This window comes from Streptococcus nakanonensis, assembly GCF_059738785.1.
Genome location: NZ_AP027139.1, coordinates 1,304,970 through 1,327,276, shown reverse-complemented (window position 1 = coordinate 1,327,276; position 22,307 = coordinate 1,304,970). Strand labels below are relative to the sequence as shown.

General features: G+C 39.4%; 21 protein-coding genes and 1 pseudogene. 13 read left to right on the top strand and 9 right to left on the bottom strand.

Annotated elements, in window-relative coordinates:
* The first annotated feature begins 165 nt into the window (after positions 1–165).
* Positions 166–321: a hypothetical protein gene (locus AC6I9F_RS06435; RefSeq protein WP_498021198.1), complete on the top strand. Its 156-nt coding sequence runs from the start codon at positions 166–168 to the stop codon at positions 319–321.
* A 116-nt stretch (positions 322–437) separates the two neighbouring features.
* Here the strand turns inward: AC6I9F_RS06435 and AC6I9F_RS06430 are convergent, their stop codons facing one another.
* On the bottom strand, positions 438–908 hold the full coding sequence (locus tag AC6I9F_RS06430) for an arginine repressor (protein ID WP_001043011.1): 471 nt from the start codon (positions 906–908) through the stop codon (positions 438–440).
* 16 nt (positions 909–924) lie between these two features.
* Positions 925–3,198 (bottom strand): Xaa-Pro dipeptidyl-peptidase, encoded by a 2,274-nt coding sequence (locus AC6I9F_RS06425; RefSeq protein ID WP_498021196.1) that lies wholly within the window; start codon positions 3,196–3,198, stop codon positions 925–927.
* A 346-nt stretch (positions 3,199–3,544) separates the two neighbouring features.
* On the opposite strand from AC6I9F_RS06425, the gene AC6I9F_RS06420 reads away from it, so the two are divergent.
* From AC6I9F_RS06420 to pyk, 3 genes are all read left to right on the top strand, one after another.
* Positions 3,545–6,646: a DNA polymerase III subunit alpha gene (locus tag AC6I9F_RS06420; RefSeq protein WP_498021194.1), complete on the top strand. Its 3,102-nt coding sequence runs from the start codon at positions 3,545–3,547 to the stop codon at positions 6,644–6,646.
* 82 nt (positions 6,647–6,728) lie between these two features.
* Positions 6,729–7,736 carry a 6-phosphofructokinase gene (gene pfkA, locus AC6I9F_RS06415; RefSeq protein ID WP_000820862.1) on the top strand — a complete coding sequence of 336 codons (1,008 nt, stop codon included), beginning with the start codon at positions 6,729–6,731 and terminating at the stop codon, positions 7,734–7,736.
* 58 nt (positions 7,737–7,794) lie between these two features.
* Positions 7,795–9,300, top strand: a complete 1,506-nt coding sequence (gene pyk, locus AC6I9F_RS06410; RefSeq protein ID WP_498021192.1) for a pyruvate kinase — start codon at positions 7,795–7,797, stop codon at positions 9,298–9,300.
* 791 nt (positions 9,301–10,091) lie between these two features.
* On the opposite strand, the gene AC6I9F_RS06405 is transcribed toward pyk, so the two are convergent.
* Together AC6I9F_RS06405 and AC6I9F_RS06400 are read right to left on the bottom strand one after the other, a co-directional pair.
* Positions 10,092–10,343, bottom strand: coding sequence for a S24 family peptidase (locus tag AC6I9F_RS06405; protein ID WP_498023198.1), 252 nt, complete (start codon positions 10,341–10,343; stop codon positions 10,092–10,094).
* Between the two features lie 87 nt (positions 10,344–10,430).
* A pseudogene (locus AC6I9F_RS06400) lies at positions 10,431–10,586 on the bottom strand (XRE family transcriptional regulator); the annotation flags it as partial.
* A gap of 448 nt (positions 10,587–11,034) precedes the next feature.
* Here AC6I9F_RS06400 and AC6I9F_RS06395 point away from each other — a divergent pair.
* From AC6I9F_RS06395 to AC6I9F_RS06385, 3 genes are all read left to right on the top strand, one after another.
* Complete coding sequence (locus tag AC6I9F_RS06395) at positions 11,035–11,907, top strand: DUF4300 family protein (RefSeq protein ID WP_498021190.1); 873 nt, start codon at positions 11,035–11,037, stop codon at positions 11,905–11,907.
* A 12-nt stretch (positions 11,908–11,919) separates the two neighbouring features.
* The gene (locus AC6I9F_RS06390) at positions 11,920–12,099 is read left to right on the top strand and encodes a hypothetical protein (RefSeq protein WP_301351567.1); all 180 of its coding nucleotides are present in this window, start codon (positions 11,920–11,922) and stop codon (positions 12,097–12,099) included.
* 112 nt (positions 12,100–12,211) lie between these two features.
* On the top strand, positions 12,212–12,523 hold the full coding sequence (locus tag AC6I9F_RS06385) for a hypothetical protein (RefSeq protein ID WP_301351568.1): 312 nt from the start codon (positions 12,212–12,214) through the stop codon (positions 12,521–12,523).
* A 154-nt stretch (positions 12,524–12,677) separates the two neighbouring features.
* Here AC6I9F_RS06385 and AC6I9F_RS06380 read toward each other — a convergent pair whose 3' ends face one another.
* From AC6I9F_RS06380 to AC6I9F_RS06370, 3 genes are read right to left on the bottom strand one after another with little or no spacing between them, the layout of a single operon-like run.
* On the bottom strand, positions 12,678–13,493 hold the full coding sequence (locus tag AC6I9F_RS06380) for a TIGR03943 family putative permease subunit (RefSeq protein ID WP_301351570.1): 816 nt from the start codon (positions 13,491–13,493) through the stop codon (positions 12,678–12,680).
* Positions 13,490–14,395, bottom strand: a complete 906-nt coding sequence (locus tag AC6I9F_RS06375) for a permease (protein WP_301351572.1) — start codon at positions 14,393–14,395, stop codon at positions 13,490–13,492. Before AC6I9F_RS06375 ends, AC6I9F_RS06380 begins: the two co-directional genes overlap by 4 nt.
* Positions 14,396–14,527 carry an SPJ_0845 family protein gene (locus tag AC6I9F_RS06370; RefSeq protein ID WP_049511209.1) on the bottom strand — a complete coding sequence of 44 codons (132 nt, stop codon included), beginning with the start codon at positions 14,525–14,527 and terminating at the stop codon, positions 14,396–14,398. It abuts the gene before it with no gap.
* A 279-nt stretch (positions 14,528–14,806) separates the two neighbouring features.
* Here AC6I9F_RS06370 and AC6I9F_RS06365 point away from each other — a divergent pair, with 279 nt between their 5' ends.
* The 3 genes from AC6I9F_RS06365 to AC6I9F_RS06355 are packed head-to-tail and all read left to right on the top strand — an operon-like array spanning position 14,807 to position 17,703.
* Positions 14,807–16,936 carry a Tex family protein gene (locus tag AC6I9F_RS06365; protein WP_498021186.1) on the top strand — a complete coding sequence of 710 codons (2,130 nt, stop codon included), beginning with the start codon at positions 14,807–14,809 and terminating at the stop codon, positions 16,934–16,936.
* The gene (locus tag AC6I9F_RS06360) at positions 16,923–17,372 is read left to right on the top strand and encodes a SprT family protein (protein ID WP_498021184.1); all 450 of its coding nucleotides are present in this window, start codon (positions 16,923–16,925) and stop codon (positions 17,370–17,372) included. The genes AC6I9F_RS06365 and AC6I9F_RS06360 overlap by 14 nt, the downstream gene beginning before the upstream one ends.
* A gap of 58 nt (positions 17,373–17,430) precedes the next feature.
* A complete protein-coding gene (locus AC6I9F_RS06355; protein ID WP_001085044.1) occupies positions 17,431–17,703 on the top strand; it encodes a PspC domain-containing protein in 273 nt (90 codons plus the stop codon).
* 137 nt (positions 17,704–17,840) lie between these two features.
* Here AC6I9F_RS06355 and AC6I9F_RS06350 read toward each other — a convergent pair whose 3' ends face one another.
* Positions 17,841–18,038 carry a hypothetical protein gene (locus AC6I9F_RS06350; RefSeq protein ID WP_173217519.1) on the bottom strand — a complete coding sequence of 66 codons (198 nt, stop codon included), beginning with the start codon at positions 18,036–18,038 and terminating at the stop codon, positions 17,841–17,843.
* Between the two features lie 427 nt (positions 18,039–18,465).
* Between AC6I9F_RS06350 and AC6I9F_RS06345 the strand changes: the two genes are divergently transcribed.
* From AC6I9F_RS06345 to AC6I9F_RS06335, 3 genes are read left to right on the top strand one after another with little or no spacing between them, the layout of a single operon-like run.
* A complete protein-coding gene (locus AC6I9F_RS06345; protein WP_000173358.1) occupies positions 18,466–19,224 on the top strand; it encodes an ABC transporter ATP-binding protein in 759 nt (252 codons plus the stop codon).
* 1 nt (position 19,225) lies between these two features.
* Complete coding sequence (locus AC6I9F_RS06340) at positions 19,226–21,214, top strand: ABC transporter permease (RefSeq protein ID WP_498021167.1); 1,989 nt, start codon at positions 19,226–19,228, stop codon at positions 21,212–21,214.
* Positions 21,215–21,265: 51 nt separating this feature from the next.
* Positions 21,266–21,559, top strand: coding sequence for a hypothetical protein (locus tag AC6I9F_RS06335; RefSeq protein ID WP_498021165.1), 294 nt, complete (start codon positions 21,266–21,268; stop codon positions 21,557–21,559).
* Between the two features lie 28 nt (positions 21,560–21,587).
* Here AC6I9F_RS06335 and AC6I9F_RS06330 read toward each other — a convergent pair whose 3' ends face one another.
* A complete protein-coding gene (locus AC6I9F_RS06330; protein WP_000005260.1) occupies positions 21,588–22,283 on the bottom strand; it encodes a VIT1/CCC1 transporter family protein in 696 nt (231 codons plus the stop codon).
* Between the last annotated feature and the right edge of the window lie 24 nt (positions 22,284–22,307).

Sequence of the window (22,307 nt, the reverse complement as noted above, 5' to 3'; positions counted from 1 at the left end):
ATCATAAAACTTGTTCGATAACTATTTGAAGCAGGATTAGGTGGTCAGAAATTGAATTTTAATACTTCAATTGAGTCATAGTATTGTGCTTTCGTATCCTTAAATCAGCTAAAAGGATCCATGACGACACCTATACGATATAGTTTTCAAGTCTATTAATACTCAATGAAAATTAAAGATCAAATTAGGAAACTAGCTGCCGGCTGCTCAAAACACTGTTTTGAGGTTGTAGATGAAACTGACGAAGTCAGTAACCATACCTACGGCAAGACGATGTTGACGCGGACTGAAGAGATTTTCGAAGAGTATAAATCTTCCTAGGATAAAGCAAAACGCATAATATCAAGGGTTTTAAATACTTGATACTATGCGTTTTCTGATGTTAAAGACTTTCTACTAGGTTTTTTTAAAGCATAATTGTTAGTTGTAGTCATTTATTATTCTTCAAAGAAAAATGGTGGAGCGAATTTTTTCAGTTCTTCAAAGCACTTTTGAGCAGCATCTGTATCTTCACAGATGATAAGGCAAACATCATCACCACAAAGGGTTGCGATAATATATTGGAAATCAAGAGCATCAATAATTGTAGCGAACGATTGTGCTAGACCAGGAAGAGTTTTGAGTAGGACTTGGTGCTGAATAGGTCGCAACATGATGAGGGCATCTTCCATATAGTTTTCCAAACGTTTTTCCCATTTTGAGATGGAACCATTATTAAGAACATAATAAGCGTTATCTTCTTCGCGGACTTTTGATAGGTTCATATTTTTGATGTCGCGTGAGAGGGTTGCCTGGGTCACTTGAATGTCGTTCTCAGCAAGAAGGGACTGCAATTCAGCCTGTGTATGAATCTTGTTTTTTGCGACAAGAGCGCGTATGAGTTGGTGGCGGTGTTCTGATTTATTCATAATAATGTAACTCCTTTCAGCAAGGTATGGTAAGCGTGGACTGAGCGAGGTCGACAGTCAGGTGGTAGTCAGTATTGTCACGTATGGTGATTTCAAAGTCAGTCGTATAGAGGACTAAACGAAGAGTATCTCCTTCTTTTAACTTGTAAATAGTAGGTTGTAGTTCAAATTGCACATCCATCCATTTATCTGCAGTAATATCCTCTACTAATAGTAAATCATTTCTATTCTGTAAATTAAGGTAACCTTTTGTCACGACTCGTTGTGCCTCTGGTCTAAATGGCAATTCACAGAGATTTTCCAACATGTGGTAGCGTCCATTATCAATGGTTCTAGCACTTAAAACAGCTGGATAAGGTTGTAGGTATTTCTTTTGTCCAAGTTCCAGTAGTTGAGCAGATAAGAGCCCCTTGTTCGTGCTGGATTTGATACGAAGATTAAGTTGAACTCGACCGTTCAAGTGAAGATCCTTGGTCACAGGAAGGTCAATAGTAATCTGATTGGCTTTCCCTTGATGGAGTTCCGTATTGAAGGTCTGGTATGTCTTACCATAACGCTCAAAATCCTTATTTAAATACTGGTTTTGAATGACTTTCTCTTCTTGACCAAGTGAGAAGGTTTCAAAGTTTTCTTGTCCACCGAAGTTATCAAGTGATAACCAAGTCTGAGGAGCTGTATTGTCTTGCCAAATGACAATAGGAAGTTGAAAATCTGTTTCTTGCCCCAGTAATTTCTTAGTCAATAAGGCATTCATGGACTCACGGAAGTCAATGGACTGCCAGTTGTTCATGTAAACATGTGCTCCATTATGGAAAAAGAGGTGCTTATTTCTATGAGTAGGAAGCGCATGGAACATCTGGTAAACATGAAGCGGTTTGACATTCCAATCCTGAGAACCATGAGTAAAGACAACCTCTGATTTTACATTATGGGCATTGAGCAGATAGTTGCGATCATGCCAAAACTGGTTATAGTCGCCGGTCTTGCGATCCAGTTGCTCTTTTACTTTTTCTAAGTCAGCTTGGTGAGCTTCATTGCCACGGATATAGTCGCCAGCCAAGAGATTACGAGAGTAGGTTAGTTCAGCAAGGGAGTCAAAGTCCTCACCTGGATAACCACCTGGGCTAGTTACCAGACCGTTTTCACGATAGTAATTGTACCATGAAGAAATGCCAGCCTCAGCGATGATAACCTCTAAACCATCGACGCCTGTAGTCGCAAGTCCATTGGACATGGTTCCAAGATAGGAAAGTCCAGTTGTGGCTACTTTTCCATTTGACCAGTCAGCCTTGACTTGACGCTGGCGCGTGTGGTCGGTAAAGGCACGGCAACGACCATTGAGCCAGTCGATGACATTTTTATAAGCTTCGATTTGTTGGTAGTCTCCGTTAGTCATGAAACCAGTAGAGTCTTTGGTACCAACACCTGACACATAGAGATTGGCAAAACCTCGTGGAAGGAAGTAGTCGTTGAGTGAATAGCTAGAGTTGATGTGACTTAGCTTTTCCTCAGCTTCAGCCACAAGCTCAGCTTGGCCTTGAGGTTGGACGAGAATGAGTTGAGGTTCCTCTAGTTCAATCTTATGAGCAGGTTTCACCTCAAGCTCGCCCTCCATCTTGTAGAGAGCCTTATCGCTTGCCTTGTCATTTGTTCCCTGATGATAGGGACTGGCTGTCATGATGGCAGGGATTTGCCCCTCATAACGTGGACGAATAATGCTGACCTTGACTAGATCTGGAAAGCCTTTTTGGTCAGTATCGACACGAGACTCAACGTAAACGACTTCACGAATGACATCATGGCTAGAAAAAGTAGCCAAACTCTTGCCGTTAAAGTAGTGATAGTCATTATCCTCAGGGATAAGACCATCGCTAACAAGTTGGTCGATAAGAGTATTTCCCTTTTTGGTGCGAGTATTGAGTAACTGATAGAGATTTTCAATCAAGTCACCATATACAATAGGAAATCCAGTCTCTTTACGAAAAGCTTCACTGTCTTCGAAGTCAATCAAATAAGAAAAGCCTAAAAGTTGAAAGGCGACAGTATAAAAAATAGCTGCTGTCAAGTCTTTATCAGATTTGAAAAAAGTTAATATGTTAGTTTCTTTGTCTATAGCCAAGCAGGAGAGTGGATAGTCGGTGTTCTCATAAGTGAAAAAGAAGCGACGTAAAAAAGTTTCCAGTAATTCCTTGGGATTGGCTGTGTTTTGTAAATCAAAGCCACATTTTTTTAGTTCAGATAAGATATTTTCTTTTGGAAAAGTGATATAACTATATTGATTAAAACGCATAGAACCTCCATATAGAATGATAGTTAAGGTTATTATATCAAAAAAAAAGCAGAAAGGGAATTGTTAACTGCAAAAGGAAATAATCCAATAAAAATGAATAAAGTGCTAAATTCAATATAGAGAACAGTGTAATAATAGACATAATAGGTATAATATAAAAATTCTAGGAGATTTATATTGTATGTTTTCTATTTTATATATAATATAGTATAAATATAAAAAAATAATGACAAAAATACAAATGAATAAAAAATAAATTAGTAAGCTGATGAAATTTTTCTCAAGAGAAGCCTTTTATATGTGAAAATGGTATAATATAGTGAGAAGGATAGAGGAGAAGTGTAAATTGATCGCACAACTAGATACAAAAACAGTCTATAGTTTTATGGAAAGCGTCATTTCGATTGAAAAGTATGTGAGAGCAGCTAAAGAATTCGGCTACACTCATCTGGCTATAATGGATATTGACAATCTTTATGGTGCTTTTGACTTTCTAGAGGTTACAAAAAAATATGGCATTCATCCTTTATTAGGGCTTGAAATGACTGTGTTTGTGGATGCTCAGGAAGTGAATCTGCGCTTTTTAGCTTTATCTAGTGTGGGCTATCAGCAGTTGATGAAGCTTTCGACAGCCAAGATGCAGGGGGAGAAAAATTGGTCGGTTTTATCTCAGTACTTAAATGATATTGCGGTAATTGTGCCTTATTTTGATGGACTGGAGTCGTTAGAACTAGGCTGTGATTATTATATTGGAGTTTATCCAGAAACACTGACAAGCGAATTTCATCATCCTATTTTGCCTCTTTATCGGGTCAACGCTTTTGAAAGCAGGGATAGAGAAGTTCTTCAAGTTTTAACAGCGATTAAAGAAAACCTACCGTTCAGAGAAGTTCCCTTGCGCTCACGACAAGATGTCCTTATATCAGCAAGTTCTTTAGAGAAATTATTCCTAGAACGATTTCCGCAAGCCTTAGACAATTTAGAAAAGCTGATTTCAGGTATTTCTTACGACTTGGATACGAGTTTGAAACTGCCTCGTTTTAACCCAGCTAGACCAGCAGTAGAAGAGTTGAGAGAACGCGCTGAGCTTGGGCTTGCCCAGAAGGGATTGTCTAGTAAAGAATATCAAGATCGACTAGACCAAGAATTGGCTGTTATTCATGATATGGGCTTTGATGATTATTTCTTGGTTGTCTGGGATTTGCTGCGTTTTGGACGTTCGAATGGCTATTATATGGGAATGGGACGAGGTTCCGCAGTTGGTAGCTTGGTTTCCTATGCTTTGAATATCACAGGGATTGACCCAGTAGAGAAAAATCTGATTTTTGAACGCTTTCTCAATCGTGAACGCTATACCATGCCTGATATTGATATAGATATCCCTGATATTTATCGTCCAGATTTTATCAGATATGTTGGCAATAAATATGGTAGTAAACATGCGGCTCAAATCGTTACTTTTTCAACCTTTGGAGCCAAGCAAGCTCTACGAGATGTCTTGAAACGCTTTGGTGTTCCAGAATATGAATTATCCGCAATTACCAAGAAAATCAGTTTCCGTGATAATCTCAAGTCAGCCTATGAGGGCAATCTCCAGTTTCGTCAGCAAATAAATAGTAAGTTAGAATACCAAAAAGCTTTTGAGATTGCCTGCAAGATAGAGGGCTATCCAAGACAAACCTCTGTCCATGCGGCTGGTGTTGTAATCAGTGACCAAGATTTGACCAATTACATCCCTCTAAAGCATGGAGATGAAATTCCACTGACTCAGTATGATGCTCATGGAGTTGAGGCTAGCGGACTTTTGAAGATGGACTTTCTGGGACTACGAAATCTGACCTTTGTCCAGAAGATGCAAGAATTGCTTGCTGAAACAGAAGATATTCACCTTAAAATCGAAGAAATAGATTTAGAAGACAAAGAAACGTTAGCTTTATTTGCTTCTGGTAATACAAAAGGTATCTTTCAATTTGAGCAACCTGGTGCTATTCGCCTGCTCAAACGTGTGCAACCAGTCTGTTTTGAAGATGTCGTAGCAACTACTTCCCTAAATCGACCAGGTGCTAGTGACTACATCAATAATTTTGTGGCAAGAAAGCATGGGCAGGAAGAAGTGACTGTTCTGGATCCAGTACTGGAGGATATTTTGGCTCCAACTTACGGAATTATGCTCTATCAGGAGCAGGTTATGCAGGTTGCTCAGCGTTTTGCTGGATTTAGTCTTGGGAAGGCTGATATTTTGCGTCGAGCTATGGGGAAAAAGGATGCCTCTGCCATGCATGAGATGAGGGCTTCTTTTATTCAAGGTTCATTAGAAGCTGGACATACTGCGGAAAAGGCAGAGCAGGTCTTTGATGTCATGGAGAAGTTTGCAGGTTATGGTTTTAACAGGTCACATGCCTATGCCTACTCAGCCTTGGCCTTCCAGTTGGCTTATTTCAAAACACATTATCCAGACATTTTTTATCAGGTCATGTTGAATTCTGCCAACAGTGATTACTTAACAGATGCCTTAGAAGCAGGCTTTGAAGTAGCGCCTCTGTCCATCAACACCATTCCCTATCACGATAAAATTGCTAACAAGTCCATCTATCTAGGTCTGAAATCGATTAAGGGAGTCAGTAATGATTTAGCTCTCTGGATTATTGAAAATAGACCCTATTCTAACATTGAAGATTTTATAGCTAAATTACCTGAAAATTATTTGAAACTTCCTCTGCTAGAACCTTTGGTAAAAGTTGGTCTTTTCGATTTATTTGAAAAAAATCGTCAAAAAGTATTCAATAATTTAGCTAATCTATTTGAATTTGTGAAAGAGTTAGGAAGTTTGTTTGGGGATACCATTTATAGTTGGCAGGAATCGGAAGATTGGACGGAACAAGAAAAATTCTATATGGAACAAGAGCTTTTAGGGATAGGTGTCAGCAAACATCCCCTACAAGCTATTGCAAGTAAGGCTATTTACCCGATTACCCCAATTGGGAATTTGTCAGAAAATAGCTACGCTATTATTTTGGTTGAAGTTCAGAAAATAAAAGTAATTCGTACCAAAAAGGGCGAAAATATGGCTTTCTTACAGGTAGATGACAGTAAGAAAAAATTGGATGTCACTCTCTTTTCAGACTTATATCGACAGGTTGGACAAGAAGTAAAAGAGGGAGCCTTCTACTATATAAAAGGAAAAATCCAGTCACGTGATGGTCGTCTGCAAATGATTGCACAAGAAATAAGAGAAGCAGTTGCTGAACGCTTTTGGATACAGGTGAAAAATCATGAATCGGATCAAGAAATTTCACGTATTTTAGACCAATATAAAGGCCCAATCCCAGTCATCATCAGGTATGAAGAGGAACAGAAAACAATCGTTTCCCCTCATCATTTTGTAGCTAAATCCAATGAATTAGAAGCGAAATTGAATGAAATGGTTATGAAAACGATTTATCGCTAAAAATACGGAAAATAGAAGAATTTTAAAATCAAATGTGGTATAATCAATAAGAATGTTAAAAGAAAAAGGAGCATAAACCAATATGAAACGTATTGCTGTTTTGACTAGTGGTGGAGACGCCCCTGGTATGAACGCTGCTATCCGTGCAGTTGTTCGTCAAGCAATTTCAGAAGGAATGGAAGTGTTTGGTATTTATGACGGATATGCTGGTATGGTTGCCGGTGAAATTCATCCCCTAGATGCAGCTTCAGTAGGAGACATCATTTCTCGTGGTGGTACTTTCCTTCACTCAGCTCGTTACCCAGAATTCGCTCAACTTGAAGGGCAACTTAAAGGGATTGAGCAATTGAAAAAACACGGAATTGAAGGTGTAGTTGTTATCGGTGGTGACGGATCTTACCACGGCGCTATGCGTTTGACTGAACATGGCTTCCCAGCTATCGGTCTTCCAGGTACAATCGATAACGATATCGTTGGTACTGACTTCACAATCGGTTTTGACACAGCGGTCACAACTGCTATGGACGCTATCGATAAGATTCGTGATACGTCATCAAGTCACCGTCGTACTTTTGTTATTGAAGTTATGGGACGTAACGCTGGTGATATCGCTCTTTGGGCTGGTATTGCAACTGGTGCTGATGAAATCATCATTCCTGAAGAAGGATTCAAGATTGAAGATATCGTAGAAAGCATTAAATGTGGTTATGAGTGTGGAAAAAAACACAATATCATCGTCTTGGCAGAAGGTGTGATGTCAGCAGCTGAATTTGGTAAAAAATTAAAAGAAGCTGGGGATACAAGCGACCTTCGTGTGACAGAACTTGGACATATTCAACGTGGTGGTTCTCCAACTGCGCGTGACCGTGTATTGGCGTCACGTATGGGTGCGCATGCTGTTAAACTTCTTAAAGAAGGTATCGGTGGTGTTGCGGTTGGTATCCGTAACGAGAAAATGGTTGAAAATCCAATTCTTGGTACTGCAGAAGAAGGAGCATTGTTTAGCCTTACTGCAGAAGGTAAGATTGTTGTTAACAACCCACACAAAGCTGACATTGAGCTATCTAGCTTGAATAAGAGCTTGTCATAATTTACAATTTAGTTAATAAGACCAAAAAGGTCATATATATAAAGGAGTCACAAAAATCATGAACAAACGTGTAAAAATCGTTGCAACTTTGGGTCCTGCGGTAGAAATCCGTGGTGGTAAAAAATTCGGTGAGGACGGATACTGGGGTGAAAAACTTGATGTTGAAGCTTCAGCTAAAAACATTGCTAAATTGATTGAAGCTGGTGCTAACACATTCCGTTTCAACTTCTCACACGGTGACCACCAAGAACAAGGTGAGCGTATGGCAACTGTTAAACTTGCAGAAAAACTTGCAGGTAAAAAAGTTGGTTTCCTTCTTGATACAAAAGGACCAGAAATCCGTACAGAATTGTTTGAAGGTGAAGCTAAAGAATATTCATATAAAACTGGTGAAAAAATCCATGTTGCAACTAAACAAGGAATCAAATCAACTCGTGAACTGATTGCATTGAACGTTGCTGGTGCTCTTGATATCTATGATGATGTTGAAGTTGGTCGTCAAGTTTTGGTTGACGATGGTAAACTTGGTCTTCGTGTTGTTGCTAAAGATGATGCAACTCGTGAATTTGAAGTTGAAGTTGAAAACGATGGTATCATCGCTAAACAAAAAGGTGTGAACATTCCTAACACTAAAATTCCTTTCCCAGCTCTTGCTGAACGTGATAACGACGATATCCGCTTCGGTCTTGAACAAGGTATCAACTTCATCGCTATTTCATTCGTACGTACTGCAAAAGACGTGAACGAAGTTCGTGCAATCTGTGAAGAAACTGGAAATGGCCATGTTCAATTGTTCGCTAAAATCGAAAACCAACAAGGTATCGATAACTTGGATGAAATCATCGAAGCTGCTGATGGTATCATGATCGCTCGTGGTGACATGGGTATCGAAGTACCATTCGAAATGGTTCCAGTTTACCAAAAAATGATCATCACTAAAGTCAATGCTGCAGGTAAAGTTGTTATCACTGCAACAAACATGCTTGAAACAATGACTGAAAAACCACGTGCAACTCGTTCAGAAGTATCAGACGTATTCAACGCTGTTATCGACGGAACTGACGCTACAATGCTATCAGGTGAGTCTGCAAACGGTAAATACCCACTCGAGTCAGTAACTACAATGGCTACAATCGACAAGAACGCTCAAACTCTTCTTAATGAATACGGACGTTTGGATTCAGATTCATTTGAGCGTAACTCTAAGACAGAAGTAATGGCTTCAGCTGTTAAAGATGCTACTAACTCAATGGACATTAAATTGGTTGTAACTCTTACTAAGACAGGTCACACTGCACGTTTGATCTCTAAATACCGTCCAAATGCTGACATCTTGGCATTGACATTCGACGAATTGACAGAACGTGGATTGATGTTGAACTGGGGTGTTATCCCAATGTTGACAGATGCTCCATCTTCAACTGACGATATGTTCGAAATCGCTGAACGTAAAGCGGTAGAAGCAGGTCTCGTTGAGTCAGGCGATGATATCGTTATCGTTGCTGGTGTACCAGTAGGAGAAGCTGTTCGCACAAACACAATGCGTATCCGCACAGTACGTTAAGAAAAATATAAAAACCTATCATATCCAGCTTTAGAGCTTGTGTGATAGGCTTTTTTTGTATAGAGGGTAAGAAAGAGGCAAAACTTTCATAATGGATTGATACTCTTCGAAAATCTCTTCAAACCACGTCAGCGTCGCCTTGCCGTATATATGTGACTGACTTTGTCAGTCTTATCTACAACCTCAAAACAGTATTTTGAGCAGCCTGCGGCTAGCTTCCTAGTTTGCTCTTTGATTTTCATTGAGTATGAAATAAGATATGCACAAATTGATTAGGAAAGTCAAATGAATTTCTACAAATGTTTTAGCAATCGTAATGTACTTGTCTAGATTCGATCTGATATATTTTTGATTTAATGATATGGTATTTAAAACCTCCAAAGCAGCTTGCTCCATTCTTTTACTTACGTGAGTGCAGATATTATTTATTGTTTTAGCGTCTTTGTGTTCCACTCTAACCATTATAGTATTCTTCTCAGCTAGTATACTAAGGAGTGTGTGCCTGAAAATATGGGAACTAAGGGGCTGGTTTATCGGTTTTGCTAGTTTAGTATTTGCCTTTTACAAAGTGATCTTAAATGCCTTTCTCTAAATTTACATATCACTATTGTTTAACAAAATCTAATCTGCTTTAGGTCACTTATTCTTTTTTTGAAATGTAGAATGAACTTTTTCAAAGTTTTTTGAATTCTTTAAAATCTGTTTGTTTTATATCGTCATTCTCCCCCTTTTTTAATTCTCCCTATACAGCCTGACAACTTTCCCGATGGTATGAATATGGTTGCTTTCGTCTAGGTGGATGTTGGGGTATTCGGGATTGAGTTTTTTTGAGGTAGCCTTGGCGGAGTTTCTTGACATAGTTTCTTGACATAGTTAGCACCGTCTACTTGGAAGATGCCGATGGTATTATAGTCAATCTGTGGGGGATTTTTGATAAATAGGTAGTCGCTGTTTCTTATCTTTGACTCCATGGACCTGCTGACGACATAAGCGATTGTGTCGTAGTCGTCTGGGATTTCATCCTCATAGAATGGAAACTCCATGTCTAAATCGTCATCCTGCATCAAGTGGCTACCTGCAGAGATAAACTACCTAAAACGAGAGTAAGTAGTCGTCCAGTCTGATGATTTTTACGATACTTCGTTTATCTTCGCTTTTTCTTCGTTTTTCTGCTCATACAGTTGCATCTCGGCATAGGTCAGGAATTTACCTTGTCTGGGTGATGCCCGTTGGTCGTAGATAGATTGGATATCGCTAGGAGAATCCTTTTGAACTGGAGGAAAGAGGCATCAATCAAGCTACTGAATACTTTAGCTAAGTCAAATATAGTATTTTTCTTAGTAGTGCTAACCCTTTTTTCATAATTTCCAATGGTGTTTTTACTTATACCTATCTTAGTACCCAATTTTTATTGAGTCCAACCATTTACTAGTCTATATTGTTTTATTTTTAGACTGTAACAATCGCAATCTCTTCTTTATCCACAAATGAAATCGCTTTCTATTTTTATAAGTAAAGCATAACACGAAATCCACGAAAATGAAAACTTTGTTGTGTTTTCGTAAAAAATTTGTTGACAGAGCACGAAACGCCTACTATAATTAAATCAAGCTTAAGGAAATAACAAAAAAACAAATCAGAGGGAAAGACGATGAACACACTAAATGAGAAAGTAATCAATATTTGTAAAGCAGTAGTTAAAGAAACTTTAATCCAAGACATTTAGGAGAAAAGATGAAGAAATCAAGAAAATTAGCCACATTAGGACTCTGTTCAGCCTTGTTTTTAGGCTTGGCAGCTTGTCAACAAGATGCTACAATTTCGAATGGGACGAGTCAAAGGCAAAGTAGTTCAACGAAAGTGCCATGGAAAGCTTCATACACCAACCTAAACAACCAGGTAAGTACAGAAGAGGTCAAATCTGTCTTATCAGCTCACTTGGATCCAAATAGTGTTGATGCCTTTTTTAATCTTGTAAATGATTATAATACCATTGTTGGCTCAACTGGCTTATCAGGAGATTTCACTTCCTTTACTCACACAGAATACGATGTTGAAAAAATCAGTCATCTCTGGAATCAAAAGAAGGGTGATTTTGTTGGAACCAACTGCCGTATCAATAGTTATTGTCTTTTGAAAAATTCAGTCACCATTCCCAAGCTTGAAAAAAATGACCAATTGCTTTTCCTAGATAACGATGCGATTGATAAGGGAAAGGTCTTTGATTCACAAGATAAGGAAGAGTTTGATATTCTATTTTCGAGAGTTCCAACTGAGGCAACTACAGATGTCAAGGTTCACGCTGAAAAGATGGAAACATTCTTCTCACAATTTCAATTCAATGAAAAAGCTCGAATGTTATCTGTAGTCTTGCATGACAATCTGGATGGTGAGTATCTGTTTGTTGGACATGTTGGAGTCTTAGTGCCTGCTGCTGATGGCTTCTTATTTGTAGAGAAATTGACTTTCGAAGAGCCCTACCAAGCGATTAAATTTGCCAGCAAGGAAGATTGTTACAAGTATTTAGGCACCAAGTATGCGGATTATACAGGCGAGGGACTGGCTAAGCCTTTTATCATGGATAATGATAAGTGGGTTAAACTTTAATGGTGGTATGATATGACAGTAATCCTAGGATTTTTATTTCTATTTTTGATGAGTTGGTGGGTTATTTCAATCGTTAATAGCCAGAAACCAGGAAAAAATGAAACATTTATTGGCTATATCCAAAGATACGATATTGATGGGAATGGCTATCAATCAGAAGTATGGGAAGTGACTGAGGAGGAAGATTTATAATTAAAGAACAGAGTCGTCTTTACAGTATTGTACCTATTTCCAGACAGTCCATTTGTAGTTTTATCTGGATTGGTTTATAATTTAAGGTAGAGAAAATAGGAGGACTAATCGAATGGAATTAAAAGATTTTACAGAAAAAGAACAGGAAATGATTAAGAAGGGGCTGACTACGTCTAAGATTAGTGACAAGGAAACTGCTGAGAAGATTCTTGCGCTTGTCTCACAAGACTTGATTAAGCGAATCCCATTTTTCGTCAGAAAACATGCTACGACACGTACGATTAAACGCATTTCAATCGAACACCCTGAGCTTTACGCTGCAGCTCAAACAAGTGGTGAGATTCCAGAAAAAGAACGCGAAGAATTGCGTCAAATTATCACGACTATCTTTGAACAAAAGATGAATAAGCATAGTATTAAGTAGAGAATGAAAATGTATTTGATTTGTGAATTGTTCACTAGTTATATATCATTTTAAAAATCGCAATTTATATTCTACTATACAATACTCAACAAAAAACGAACAGGATCTTTTCTGTTATTCAGAAGAGAACTTGTTCGTTTTTATATTGATTTCCTTAAAAAGCTCGATAAACATAGGGATTTTCTGGTTTATCGACTTTGGTAAAGCTTTCGATTTCCAAGGTTGGAAGGTTTTGTTTGAGTTCTTTATGGTAGTGATTGACCAGTTTTCCTTTGGCTGTTATCCAGGTATTGTTCTCGTACTGCCGGTTATTTCCCTTGGTCAGCAATCCATACACACCAGAATCTGCGATACAGTGGATAATGCCGAAGCGGAACAAAAATTGGCTATTGGCATGACTGGGGTCGTTATAGACAAAGCCTGTGAACTGGACTGTCTTACCCTCAAACTCATCTGGATAGTCGTAGATAGCTTCCATGACTTCCATATAGTTTTCGTTAGTAATGTTAATGCTATCTTGGGATAAGTATTTATCCGCCGCCGTTCGCATTTCCTTTTCATAGGCTGATTTTGAAAAATAAGAACTGGTATCTGGTTTCAAATATTGGCTTGTCGTCCCTTCACTTGTCTGAATGGCTAGATTCGTTCCTTCCGATAGAGGGAAATGATAGCCTTTAGCTGAAACGGTCTGAGAATCCAAGCTAACAGTTGGGAAAGTTAAGCCGACGACAAGTGGAATAGCCAGAAGAGAAATACTCGTCATCTTGGCCAATCGGCTGTTCAGATGACTGTGGGTTTTGACTTGCTTCATCCAGATATACAGTTGAACAATTGCCAAGATAAATGAAAGCACCATGGAGATATAGGCCAGATAGGAATAGTGCATGTTGATGTACTGGTTTAATTTGCCTGACAGATGGAGGTAAATAGTCAGTTCAAAATAGCCAGCTAAAACTAAAAATCGAATCATAGGATGACTCCAATCAAGAGAGAATAGACTAAGACGACAAGAGTTACAATCGTTATGAAGTGACTGATAAATCGTGCTTTCAAGTAATTTTTCATCATGAGAATATTTTTGATATCCAGCATTGGGCCAATCACCAGAAAGGCCAGAACTGGTGCCAAACCGAAACTCGAGAGAAGAGAAGCACCGATAAAGGCATCCGCCTCACTGCAGAGAGAGAGAAGAAAGGCCAAAAGCATCAAGAGCAGGATGGCAAAAATAGGGGTTGCACTGATAGAGGTCAGAATCCGAGTTGGAACGTAGACCTGTATAACAGAGGCAAAGAGACAGCCGAATACCAAATAACGCCCCGTATCAAAAAATTCATCAATTGCTTGCACAAAAACCTGAAAAACCTTTTTTGCAGGGCTTAAGTGAGAAAAATCATGCTCATGACAGGCCAACCGATTTTCTTTCTGAATCGGTTCTTGCCAGAAAAATCCTAGAAAAATTCCTAGTATTACAGCCACAACGATGGAACCCAGAGCTCGTAACAGCGCGATATGGAAGGAGTTGCCAAAGGCAGAATAGGTCGCAAAGAGAACAATGGGATTGATAACAGGTGCTGTCACAAGAAAGGGAACGGCTGTGTAACTGGGAACCTTTTTTTCAAGAAAACGATTGATAATGGGGACGATTCCACATTCACAAGAGGGGAAAAGAATCCCTACGAAGGTGCCAAAAAAGATTCTCCCCCAACGATTTCGAGGGAGAAAATGATAAACTTTGTCAGGTGTGATATAGACCTCAATCAGCCCTGAGACAATGCTTCCTATCAGAACGAAGGGGAGGGCTTCAATTATAATGGAGAGAAAAATAGCCCCAGTCTGAAGCACACTAGATGGGAGTTGTTGAAAAGCAGTCATCTAGTTTTTCTTTTCTGTTTTGGCTTTTTTCTCTTTGTCATCAGGGAAAGTGACTTGTTTCAAATCTGGAAGTTTAGCAAACTCTTCAAACATCTTGTCCAAGTCGTCTCGTTTTGTAAATTTTACAGCCATAGGTGTACCTCGATTCTAAATTCTACCTCTATTATACTATTATTTTGAGGAAAAGGGAGTTTTTTAATTTGTTTTCGATAGTTGATACTCTTCGAAAATCTCTTCAAACCACGTCAGCTTCGTCTTGCCGTATATATGTGACTGACTTTGTCAGTCTTATCTACAACCTCAAAACAGTATTTTGAGCAGCCTGCGGCTAGCTTCCTAGTTTGCTTTTTGATTTTTATTGAGTATGAAAAGGATTGGAGAAAGCCTTCCAGCTTGTGGTATAATAGATTCATGGATAAAAAATATGAAAAAATCTCCCAAGATTTGGGAGTGACGTTAAAGCAAATTGATACCGTTCTAAGTTTGACAGCTGAAGGGGCGACTATTCCCTTTATCGCGCGTTATCGTAAGGACATGACTGGTAGTCTGGATGAGGTGGCGATTAAGGCCATTATTGACTTGGATAAAAGTCTGACCAATCTTAACGACCGCAAGGAAGCTGTTTTAGCTAAGATTCAAGAGCAAGGCAAGCTGACCAAGGAGTTGGAAGAAGCTATCTTAGTTGCCGAAAAATTAGCAGACGTAGAAGAACTCTATCTTCCATATAAGGAAAAACGTCGAACCAAGGCAACCATTGCCCGTGAAGCTGGCCTCTTCCCACTTGCTCGCTTAATCTTGCAGAATGTAACTGACTTAGAGAAGGAAGCTGAGAAGTTTGTCTGTGAAGGATTTGTGACTGGTAAGGAAGCTTTAGTTGGTGCAGTTGATATCTTGGTTGAAGCCTTATCGGAGGATGTGACCTTGCGTTCCATGACTTATCAGGAGGTGCTGAGACACTCCAAACTCACTTCTCAAGTCAAGGATGAAAGTCTTGATGAAAAGCAGGTTTTTCAGATTTATTATGATTTTTCAGAGACGGTTGGAAATATGCAGGGTTATCGTACCTTAGCCCTCAATCGTGGGGAGAAGCTAGGTATCTTGAAGGTCGGTTTTGAACATGCAACGGACCGTATTCTTGCCTTCTTTGCTGCTCGTTTCAAGGTCAAAAACACCTATATAGATGAAGTGGTTCAGCAATCTGTTAAGAAAAAAGTCTTGCCTGCTATTGAGCGACGCATTCGGACAGAATTAACTGAGAAAGCAGAAGAAGGAGCTATCCAACTCTTTTCTGACAATCTGCGCAGTCTCCTCTTGGTTGCTCCGCTGAAAGGGCGTGTGGTTTTAGGATTTGACCCTGCCTTTCGTACAGGTGCCAAGCTAGCTGTCGTGGATGCAACAGGGAAAATGCTGACAACTCAGGTCATTTATCCTGTCAAACCAGCGTCAGCTCGTCAAATCGAAGAAGCCAAGAAAGATCTGGCAGATTTGATTGGTCAATACAGTGTAGAAATTATTGCCATAGGAAATGGGACGGCCAGTCGTGAAAGTGAAGCCTTTGTGGCGGAAGTTCTGAAAGATTTTCCTGAGGTTAGTTATGTCATCGTAAACGAAAGTGGTGCTTCGGTCTACTCTGCCAGCGAACTTGCTCGTCAGGAGTTCCCAGACTTGACCGTTGAAAAACGCTCTGCTATTTCTATCGCCCGTCGTTTGCAGGACCCCCTTGCTGAATTGGTCAAAATCGATCCTAAGTCAATCGGTGTCGGTCAATACCAGCATGATGTCAGTCAGAAGAAACTATCTGAGAGTCTGGACTTTGTTGTCGATACAGTGGTAAACCAAGTCGGTGTCAATGTCAATACGGCCAGTCCAGCTCTTCTTTCACACGTAGCTGGACTCAATAAAACCATTTCTGAAAATATTGTCAAATACCGTGAGGAAGAAGGAAAAATCACTTCACGCGCTCAAATCAAGAAAGTTCCGCGTCTGGGGGCCAAGGCTTTTGAACAGGCAGCTGGTTTCCTTCGTATCCCTGAAAGTAGCAATATCCTTGATAATACAGGAGTTCACCCAGAAAACTATTCTGCTGTTAAGGAACTCTTTAAACGTTTAGATATTAAAGACCTAAACGAGGAAGCCCAAAGCAAACTCAAGTCGCTTTCAGTCAAAGATATGGCGGTAGAGCTAGACCTTGGTCCAGAAACCCTTAAAGATATCATTGCAGATCTTCTCAAACCAGGTCGAGATTTCCGTGATTCCTTTGATGCACCTGTACTTCGCCAAGATGTCCTAGATATCAAAGACTTAGTGGTCGGACAGAAGCTGGAAGGTGTGGTGCGTAACGTCGTTGACTTTGGTGCCTTCGTTGACATTGGGATTCATGAGGACGGCCTGATTCATATTTCACATATGAGTCGTAAATTTATCAAACATCCTAGCCAAGTGGTATCCGTTGGTGATTTGGTGACCGTTTGGGTCAAGAAAATCGATACTGAACGTGAAAAAGTCAATCTGTCGCTCCTCGCTCCAAATGAAACTGACTGATTACGTCAAGCAGGTTTCACTAGAAGACTTCGGCAGACCTTTTATCCATCATGTCCAGTGGAATTCTCGTCTACGTTCGACAGGTGGGCGATTTTTCCCCAAAGATGGGCATTTGGATTTTAATCCTAAGGTTTATAAAGAACTGGGGTTGGATGTTTTTAGGAAAATTGTTCGCCATGAACTCTGTCACTATCACCTCTATTTTCAAGGGAAGGGCTATCAACACAAGGATCGGGATTTTAAGGACCTTTTGAAAGCAGTGGATGGATTACGCTTTGTGCCCTCCTTGACAAATAGCCACTCTAAACCACTCAAGCTTTATCGTTGTCAATCCTGCCAACAAAGGTATCAGCGCAAGCGTAGGATTGATACCAAACGCTATCGCTGTGGACTTTGTCGAGGTAAATTGCTACTAATAAATCAGCCTGAGGACTGATGAAAGCCGAGCCTACCCGTGATATACTATGTCTAACCTAGCAGAAAGAGGAAATATCATGAACAGTAAATTTTATAAAATGAGACGAAATCGCATGATTTCAGGAGTTCTGGCAGGTCTGTCAGACAAGTGGAACTTTGATGTTACCCTGGTTCGTTTTCTATTTGCTATTTTTACAGTCGCAAACTTTGGACTTGGCGTGATTATCTATATCATCCTAGCTTCTATCATGCCAACCAAGGAAGAAATCGAAGCAGAAATGTATGGAACAGGTCCACGCAAACGCAAAGAAGCCCAAGCTATTGACGACAATGAAGGCTGGTTTTGGTGAGGTTTAACAAAAGATTTTGAATAAGCAAAAAGCTTTAAATCAATAGTCTAAACTGCTTGATTTAAAGCTTTTTTACTTTTAATAATATTTCGCCAGTCTCATCTGTAAACTAAAAATATTATTTTGAACTTAGATTTCTAATCTGATTTTTCATGCTGAGACAATACATTTTTTGATAAATGATGGATACTGATAACAACTGATAGCCAGCAAATAGCATAAGCAGTAGCTGTAGATTGTGTACCGATAAAGTGTGTCTTTTCAACTAAGAGCTGACCGATGAATGGAGAGAGGAGATAGAGAAGTCCGATGAGTATATGTTCTTTGTGTTTCATTAAGGCGCACCTTCTTTCCTTATAGGTTGAACAACTTGCAAGTGTTCAATTTAATGGTATGTTATCTAGGTAAGCTTACTCAAATGTTAGTTCCCGCTTCCTCCTTTCCAAAGTAAGCCTTTTCACACTTATATTTTACAATTTTAAAAATAGAAAATCAAATCATTTTATAAGTAATTTTGCCTACATTTCCCCCAATCTTACAAAAATGTAAGATTAAAGTCTCTTTTGTAAGGTTAGGTTATGGCAAGCAGTCTTTTTTTGATGTAAACTAGACTCATAAAGAACAAAGGAGTAACATCATGAAACAAATCTTACATAAGAAAACAAGAAAACCAAGCCACAAAGATATCGAGCGTGTTCAACTGGGATGCGCTATGATGCAAGCAACATTTCATTTGATGGGATATTAAGAAAGGAGATTCTCATGACACTTTTAGATGTAAAACACGTTCAAAAAATTTACAAAACACGTTTTCAGGGCAACCAAGTAGAGGCCCTCAAGGATATTCACTTTACCGTCGAAAAGGGTGACTACGTTGCCATCATGGGTGAGTCTGGTTCTGGTAAATCAACTCTTCTCAATATCCTAGCTATGCTGGATAAACCAAGTCGTGGACAGGTTTACTTAAATGGAACTGATACCGCAACCATTAAAAATTCACAGGCTTCTAGCTTCCGTCGTGAAAAATTAGGCTTTGTCTTCCAAGACTTTAACTTGCTAGATACTCTGTCTGTTAAGGACAATATCTTGCTTCCGCTTGTCTTGTCAAGAAGACCCATTACGGAAATGATGAAGAAATTGGTGGTGACAGCTGAGAATCTAGGCATCAACCAATTGCAAGAGAAGTACCCTTACGAGATTTCTGGTGGTCAGAAACAGCGTGTAGCAGTAGCCCGCGCCATCATCACAGAACCTGAAATTCTCCTTGCGGATGAGCCAACAGGAGCCCTTGATTCCAAGTCATCTGCAGCCTTACTTGATGTCTTTGATGAAATCAATGAGCGCGGCCAAACCATTCTTATGGTAACCCACTCAACAGCAGCAGCTAGCAGAGCTAAACGTGTACTCTTTATCAAGGACGGCATTCTTTACAACCAAATCTACCGTGGAGAGAAGACAGAGCGTCAGATGTTCCAAGAAATCTCTGATACCTTGACTGTCATGGCAAGCGAGGTGAATTAGTATGTTTCGATTAACCAATAAGTTAGCGGTATCGAACTTGATTAAAAACCGCAAACTCTACTATCCCTTTGCTCTGGCTGTTCTCTTGGCAGTCACCGTCACCTATCTCTTTTACTCTCTAACCTTCAATCCCAAGATTTCGGAAATCCGTGGAGGGACAACCATTCAAGCTACTCTAGGATTTGGTATGTTTGTCGTCACCCTTGCGTCAGCCATTATCGTCCTCTATGCCAATAGTTTTGTTATGAAAAATCGTTCCAAGGAACTAGGAATTTATGGCATGCTGGGTTTGGAGAAGCGTCATCTAATCAGTATGACCTTTAAGGAGTTAGTGCTATTTGGGATTCTAACTGTTGGAGCGGGTATCGGTATTGGAGCCTTGTTTGACAAGTTAATTTTCGCTTTCTTGCTCAAACTGATGAAATTGAAGGTTGAGCTGGTCGCTACCTTCCAGATGAAAGTTGTCATTACAGTACTTGTTGTCTTTGGTTTGATTTTCCTAGGCCTCATGTTCCTGAATGCCCTTCGAATCGCCCGTATGAATGCCCTCCAGCTCTCGCGTGAGAAAGCAAGCGGAGAGAAAAAAGGTCGTTTCCTACCTCTCCAAACCATTCTTGGTTCCATTAGTTTAGGGATTGGCTATTATCTTGCCCTTACAGTAAAAGATCCTCTTACAGCCTTAACAACCTTCTTCATAGCTGTTTTGCTGGTTATCTTTGGTACTTATCTCTTGTTCAATGCAGGTATTACCGTTTTCCTTCAAATCTTAAAGAAAAACAAGAAATACTATTACCAACCTAATAACCTCATATCTGTTTCCAACTTGATTTTCCGTATGAAGAAAAATGCAGTTGGACTAGCAACCATCGCTATTTTGTCAACAATGGTTTTAGTAACCATGTCAGCAGCGACAAGCATTTTCAATTCCGCAGAATCCTTTAAAAAAGTTCTAAATCCTCATGATTTTGGAGTTTCAGGGCAAAATGTTGAAAAAGAAGATTTGGACAAACTCTTGAGCCAGTTTGCAAGTGACAAAGGTTATAAGATTAAAGAAAAAGAAGTGTTTCGTTACACTTACTTCGGTGTTGCGAACCAAGAAGGAAATAAGTTAACCCTTTTTGAAAAAGGACAAAATCGTGTCCAACCCACAACAGTTTTCATGGTATTTGACCAAAAAGATTATGAAAATATGACTGGTCAAAAACTGTCTCTATCAGGAAATGAGGTCGGACTCTTTGCCAAGAATGAGGGAGTTAAAGAACAGAAAACTCTAATTCTGAATGATCATCAATTTTCTGTCAAAGAAGAATTTAATAAAGATTTCATTGTGAACCACGTTCCAAATCAGTTTAATATTTTGACTGCTGATTACAATTATCTTGTTGTACCTGATTTACAAGCCTTTTTGGATCAATTCCCAGATTCGGCTATCTATAATCAGTTTTACGGTGGTATGAATGTAAATGCCAGTGAAGAAGAACAACTCAAGGTCGCTGAGGAGTATGATAAATACCTCGATCAATTTAATGCTCAATTAAACACGGAAGGTAGCTATGTTTATGGTAGTAATTTATCAGATGCTAGTACTCAGATGAGTGCCCTCTTTGGTGGTGTCTTCTTTATCGGTATTTTCCTATCCATTATCTTTATGGTCGGAACTGTTCTGGTCATCTACTACAAACAAATTTCTGAAGGCTACGAAGACCGTGAACGCTTTATTATCTTGCAGAAAGTCGGTTTAGATCAAAAGCAAATCAAGCAAACCATCAACAAACAGGTTTTAACTGTTTTCTTCCTTCCTTTGCTTTTTGCCTTCATACATCTAGCCTTTGCCTACCATATGCTTAGTCTGATTTTAAAAGTGATTGGTGTAATAGATACGACTATGATGTTGACTGTGACCTTGTCTATCTGCGCTATCTTCCTTATCGCCTATGTATTGATTTTCATGATTACTTCAAGAAGTTATCGCAAAATTGTGCAAATGTAAAAAAAGATACCTCGACTTCAAAATCGAGGTATTTCTTGTATTTTATACTCAATGAAAATCAAAAAGCAAACTAGGAAGCTAGCCGCAGGTTGCTCAAAGCACTGCTTTGAGGTTGTAGATAGAACTGACGAAGTCAGCTCAAAGCACTGCTTTGAGGTTGCAGATAGAACTGACGAAGTCAGCTCAAAACACTGTTTTGAGGTTGCAGATAGAACTGACGAAGTCAGCTCAAAACACTGTTTTGAGGTTGCAGATAGAACTGACGAAGTCAGCTCAAAACACCGTTTTGAGGTTGCAGATAGAACTGACGAAGTCAGTAACATATATACGGCAAGGCGAAGCTGACGTGGTTTGAAGAGATTTTCAAAGAGTATTAAATGCTGAAAAGTTGTCCTAGCAGAAAGGTAACTCCCATAGTTAAGAGACCAATAGCAAGGTTCCGAATCATAGCCGTTTTGGTTGGGGCTTTTCCAAGTCTGGCACTAGTGTAACCAGTGAGAAGAAGGGCTACACCGACAATCAGGACAGTAGCAGGGATGCGGTATTCACTTGGGAAAATGGTAATTGAAAGCATTGGTGGTAAGCTACCAAGGAAAAAAGAAATAAAGCTAGAGATGGCAGCATGCCAAGGATTGGTAAACTCTTCATACTCAATCCCATATTTTTCCTCTACCAAAGCCTTGAGTGGATTATTTAAAAAGGCTTTGTTGGTGAGAAGTTGGGCTGATGTTTCACACTCGCCATTTTGAATATAGGCAGCATAGAGGGATTTTTTGGCTAGTTCCATATCTTGGTCTAGCAAGAGCTGCTCACGCGCAACGGCTGCTTCCTCGGTATCTTTTTGAGTTGAAACGGATACATATTCTCCACCAGCCATTGAAAAGGCACCAGCTAAGATAGCTGCAAAACCTGATAAAAAAATAATCCAGATATTGCTGGTAGCACTGGCAACCCCGATAACCACACCAGCGATGGAAATAATTCCATCATTGGCACCAAGAACACCAGCACGCAGGATATTTAAACGACCTGCAAAATTTGAATCGATTTCGTGATTTGTTTCTGACATACTAATCTCCTTTTTATCCAGTAT

What these genes read in the sequence shown, in the direction of transcription:
- AC6I9F_RS06345 (WP_000173358.1), top strand. Translation starts at nt 18,466, where the DNA reads ATGACACTTTTAGATGTAAAACACGTTCAAAAAATTTACAAAACACGT.
- AC6I9F_RS06430 (WP_001043011.1), bottom strand. Translation starts at nt 908, where the DNA reads ATGAATAAATCAGAACACCGCCACCAACTCATACGCGCTCTTGTCGCA.
- AC6I9F_RS06395 (WP_498021190.1), top strand. Translation starts at nt 11,035, where the DNA reads ATGAAGAAATCAAGAAAATTAGCCACATTAGGACTCTGTTCAGCCTTG.
- AC6I9F_RS06370 (WP_049511209.1), bottom strand. Translation starts at nt 14,527, where the DNA reads ATGGCTGTAAAATTTACAAAACGAGACGACTTGGACAAGATGTTTGAA.
- AC6I9F_RS06340 (WP_498021167.1), top strand. Translation starts at nt 19,226, where the DNA reads ATGTTTCGATTAACCAATAAGTTAGCGGTATCGAACTTGATTAAAAAC.
- AC6I9F_RS06390 (WP_301351567.1), top strand. Translation starts at nt 11,920, where the DNA reads ATGACAGTAATCCTAGGATTTTTATTTCTATTTTTGATGAGTTGGTGG.
- AC6I9F_RS06360 (WP_498021184.1), top strand. Translation starts at nt 16,923, where the DNA reads ATGAAACTGACTGATTACGTCAAGCAGGTTTCACTAGAAGACTTCGGC.
- AC6I9F_RS06385 (WP_301351568.1), top strand. Translation starts at nt 12,212, where the DNA reads ATGGAATTAAAAGATTTTACAGAAAAAGAACAGGAAATGATTAAGAAG.
- AC6I9F_RS06425 (WP_498021196.1), bottom strand. Translation starts at nt 3,198, where the DNA reads ATGCGTTTTAATCAATATAGTTATATCACTTTTCCAAAAGAAAATATC.
- AC6I9F_RS06365 (WP_498021186.1), top strand. Translation starts at nt 14,807, where the DNA reads ATGGATAAAAAATATGAAAAAATCTCCCAAGATTTGGGAGTGACGTTA.
- AC6I9F_RS06330 (WP_000005260.1), bottom strand. Translation starts at nt 22,283, where the DNA reads ATGTCAGAAACAAATCACGAAATCGATTCAAATTTTGCAGGTCGTTTA.
- AC6I9F_RS06405 (WP_498023198.1), bottom strand. Translation starts at nt 10,343, where the DNA reads ATGGAGTTTCCATTCTATGAGGATGAAATCCCAGACGACTACGACACA.
- AC6I9F_RS06355 (WP_001085044.1), top strand. Translation starts at nt 17,431, where the DNA reads ATGAACAGTAAATTTTATAAAATGAGACGAAATCGCATGATTTCAGGA.
- pfkA (WP_000820862.1), top strand. Translation starts at nt 6,729, where the DNA reads ATGAAACGTATTGCTGTTTTGACTAGTGGTGGAGACGCCCCTGGTATG.
- pyk (WP_498021192.1), top strand. Translation starts at nt 7,795, where the DNA reads ATGAACAAACGTGTAAAAATCGTTGCAACTTTGGGTCCTGCGGTAGAA.
- AC6I9F_RS06375 (WP_301351572.1), bottom strand. Translation starts at nt 14,395, where the DNA reads ATGACTGCTTTTCAACAACTCCCATCTAGTGTGCTTCAGACTGGGGCT.
- AC6I9F_RS06435 (WP_498021198.1), top strand. Translation starts at nt 166, where the DNA reads ATGAAAATTAAAGATCAAATTAGGAAACTAGCTGCCGGCTGCTCAAAA.
- AC6I9F_RS06335 (WP_498021165.1), top strand. Translation starts at nt 21,266, where the DNA reads ATGAAAATCAAAAAGCAAACTAGGAAGCTAGCCGCAGGTTGCTCAAAG.
- AC6I9F_RS06380 (WP_301351570.1), bottom strand. Translation starts at nt 13,493, where the DNA reads ATGATTCGATTTTTAGTTTTAGCTGGCTATTTTGAACTGACTATTTAC.
- AC6I9F_RS06350 (WP_173217519.1), bottom strand. Translation starts at nt 18,038, where the DNA reads ATGAAACACAAAGAACATATACTCATCGGACTTCTCTATCTCCTCTCT.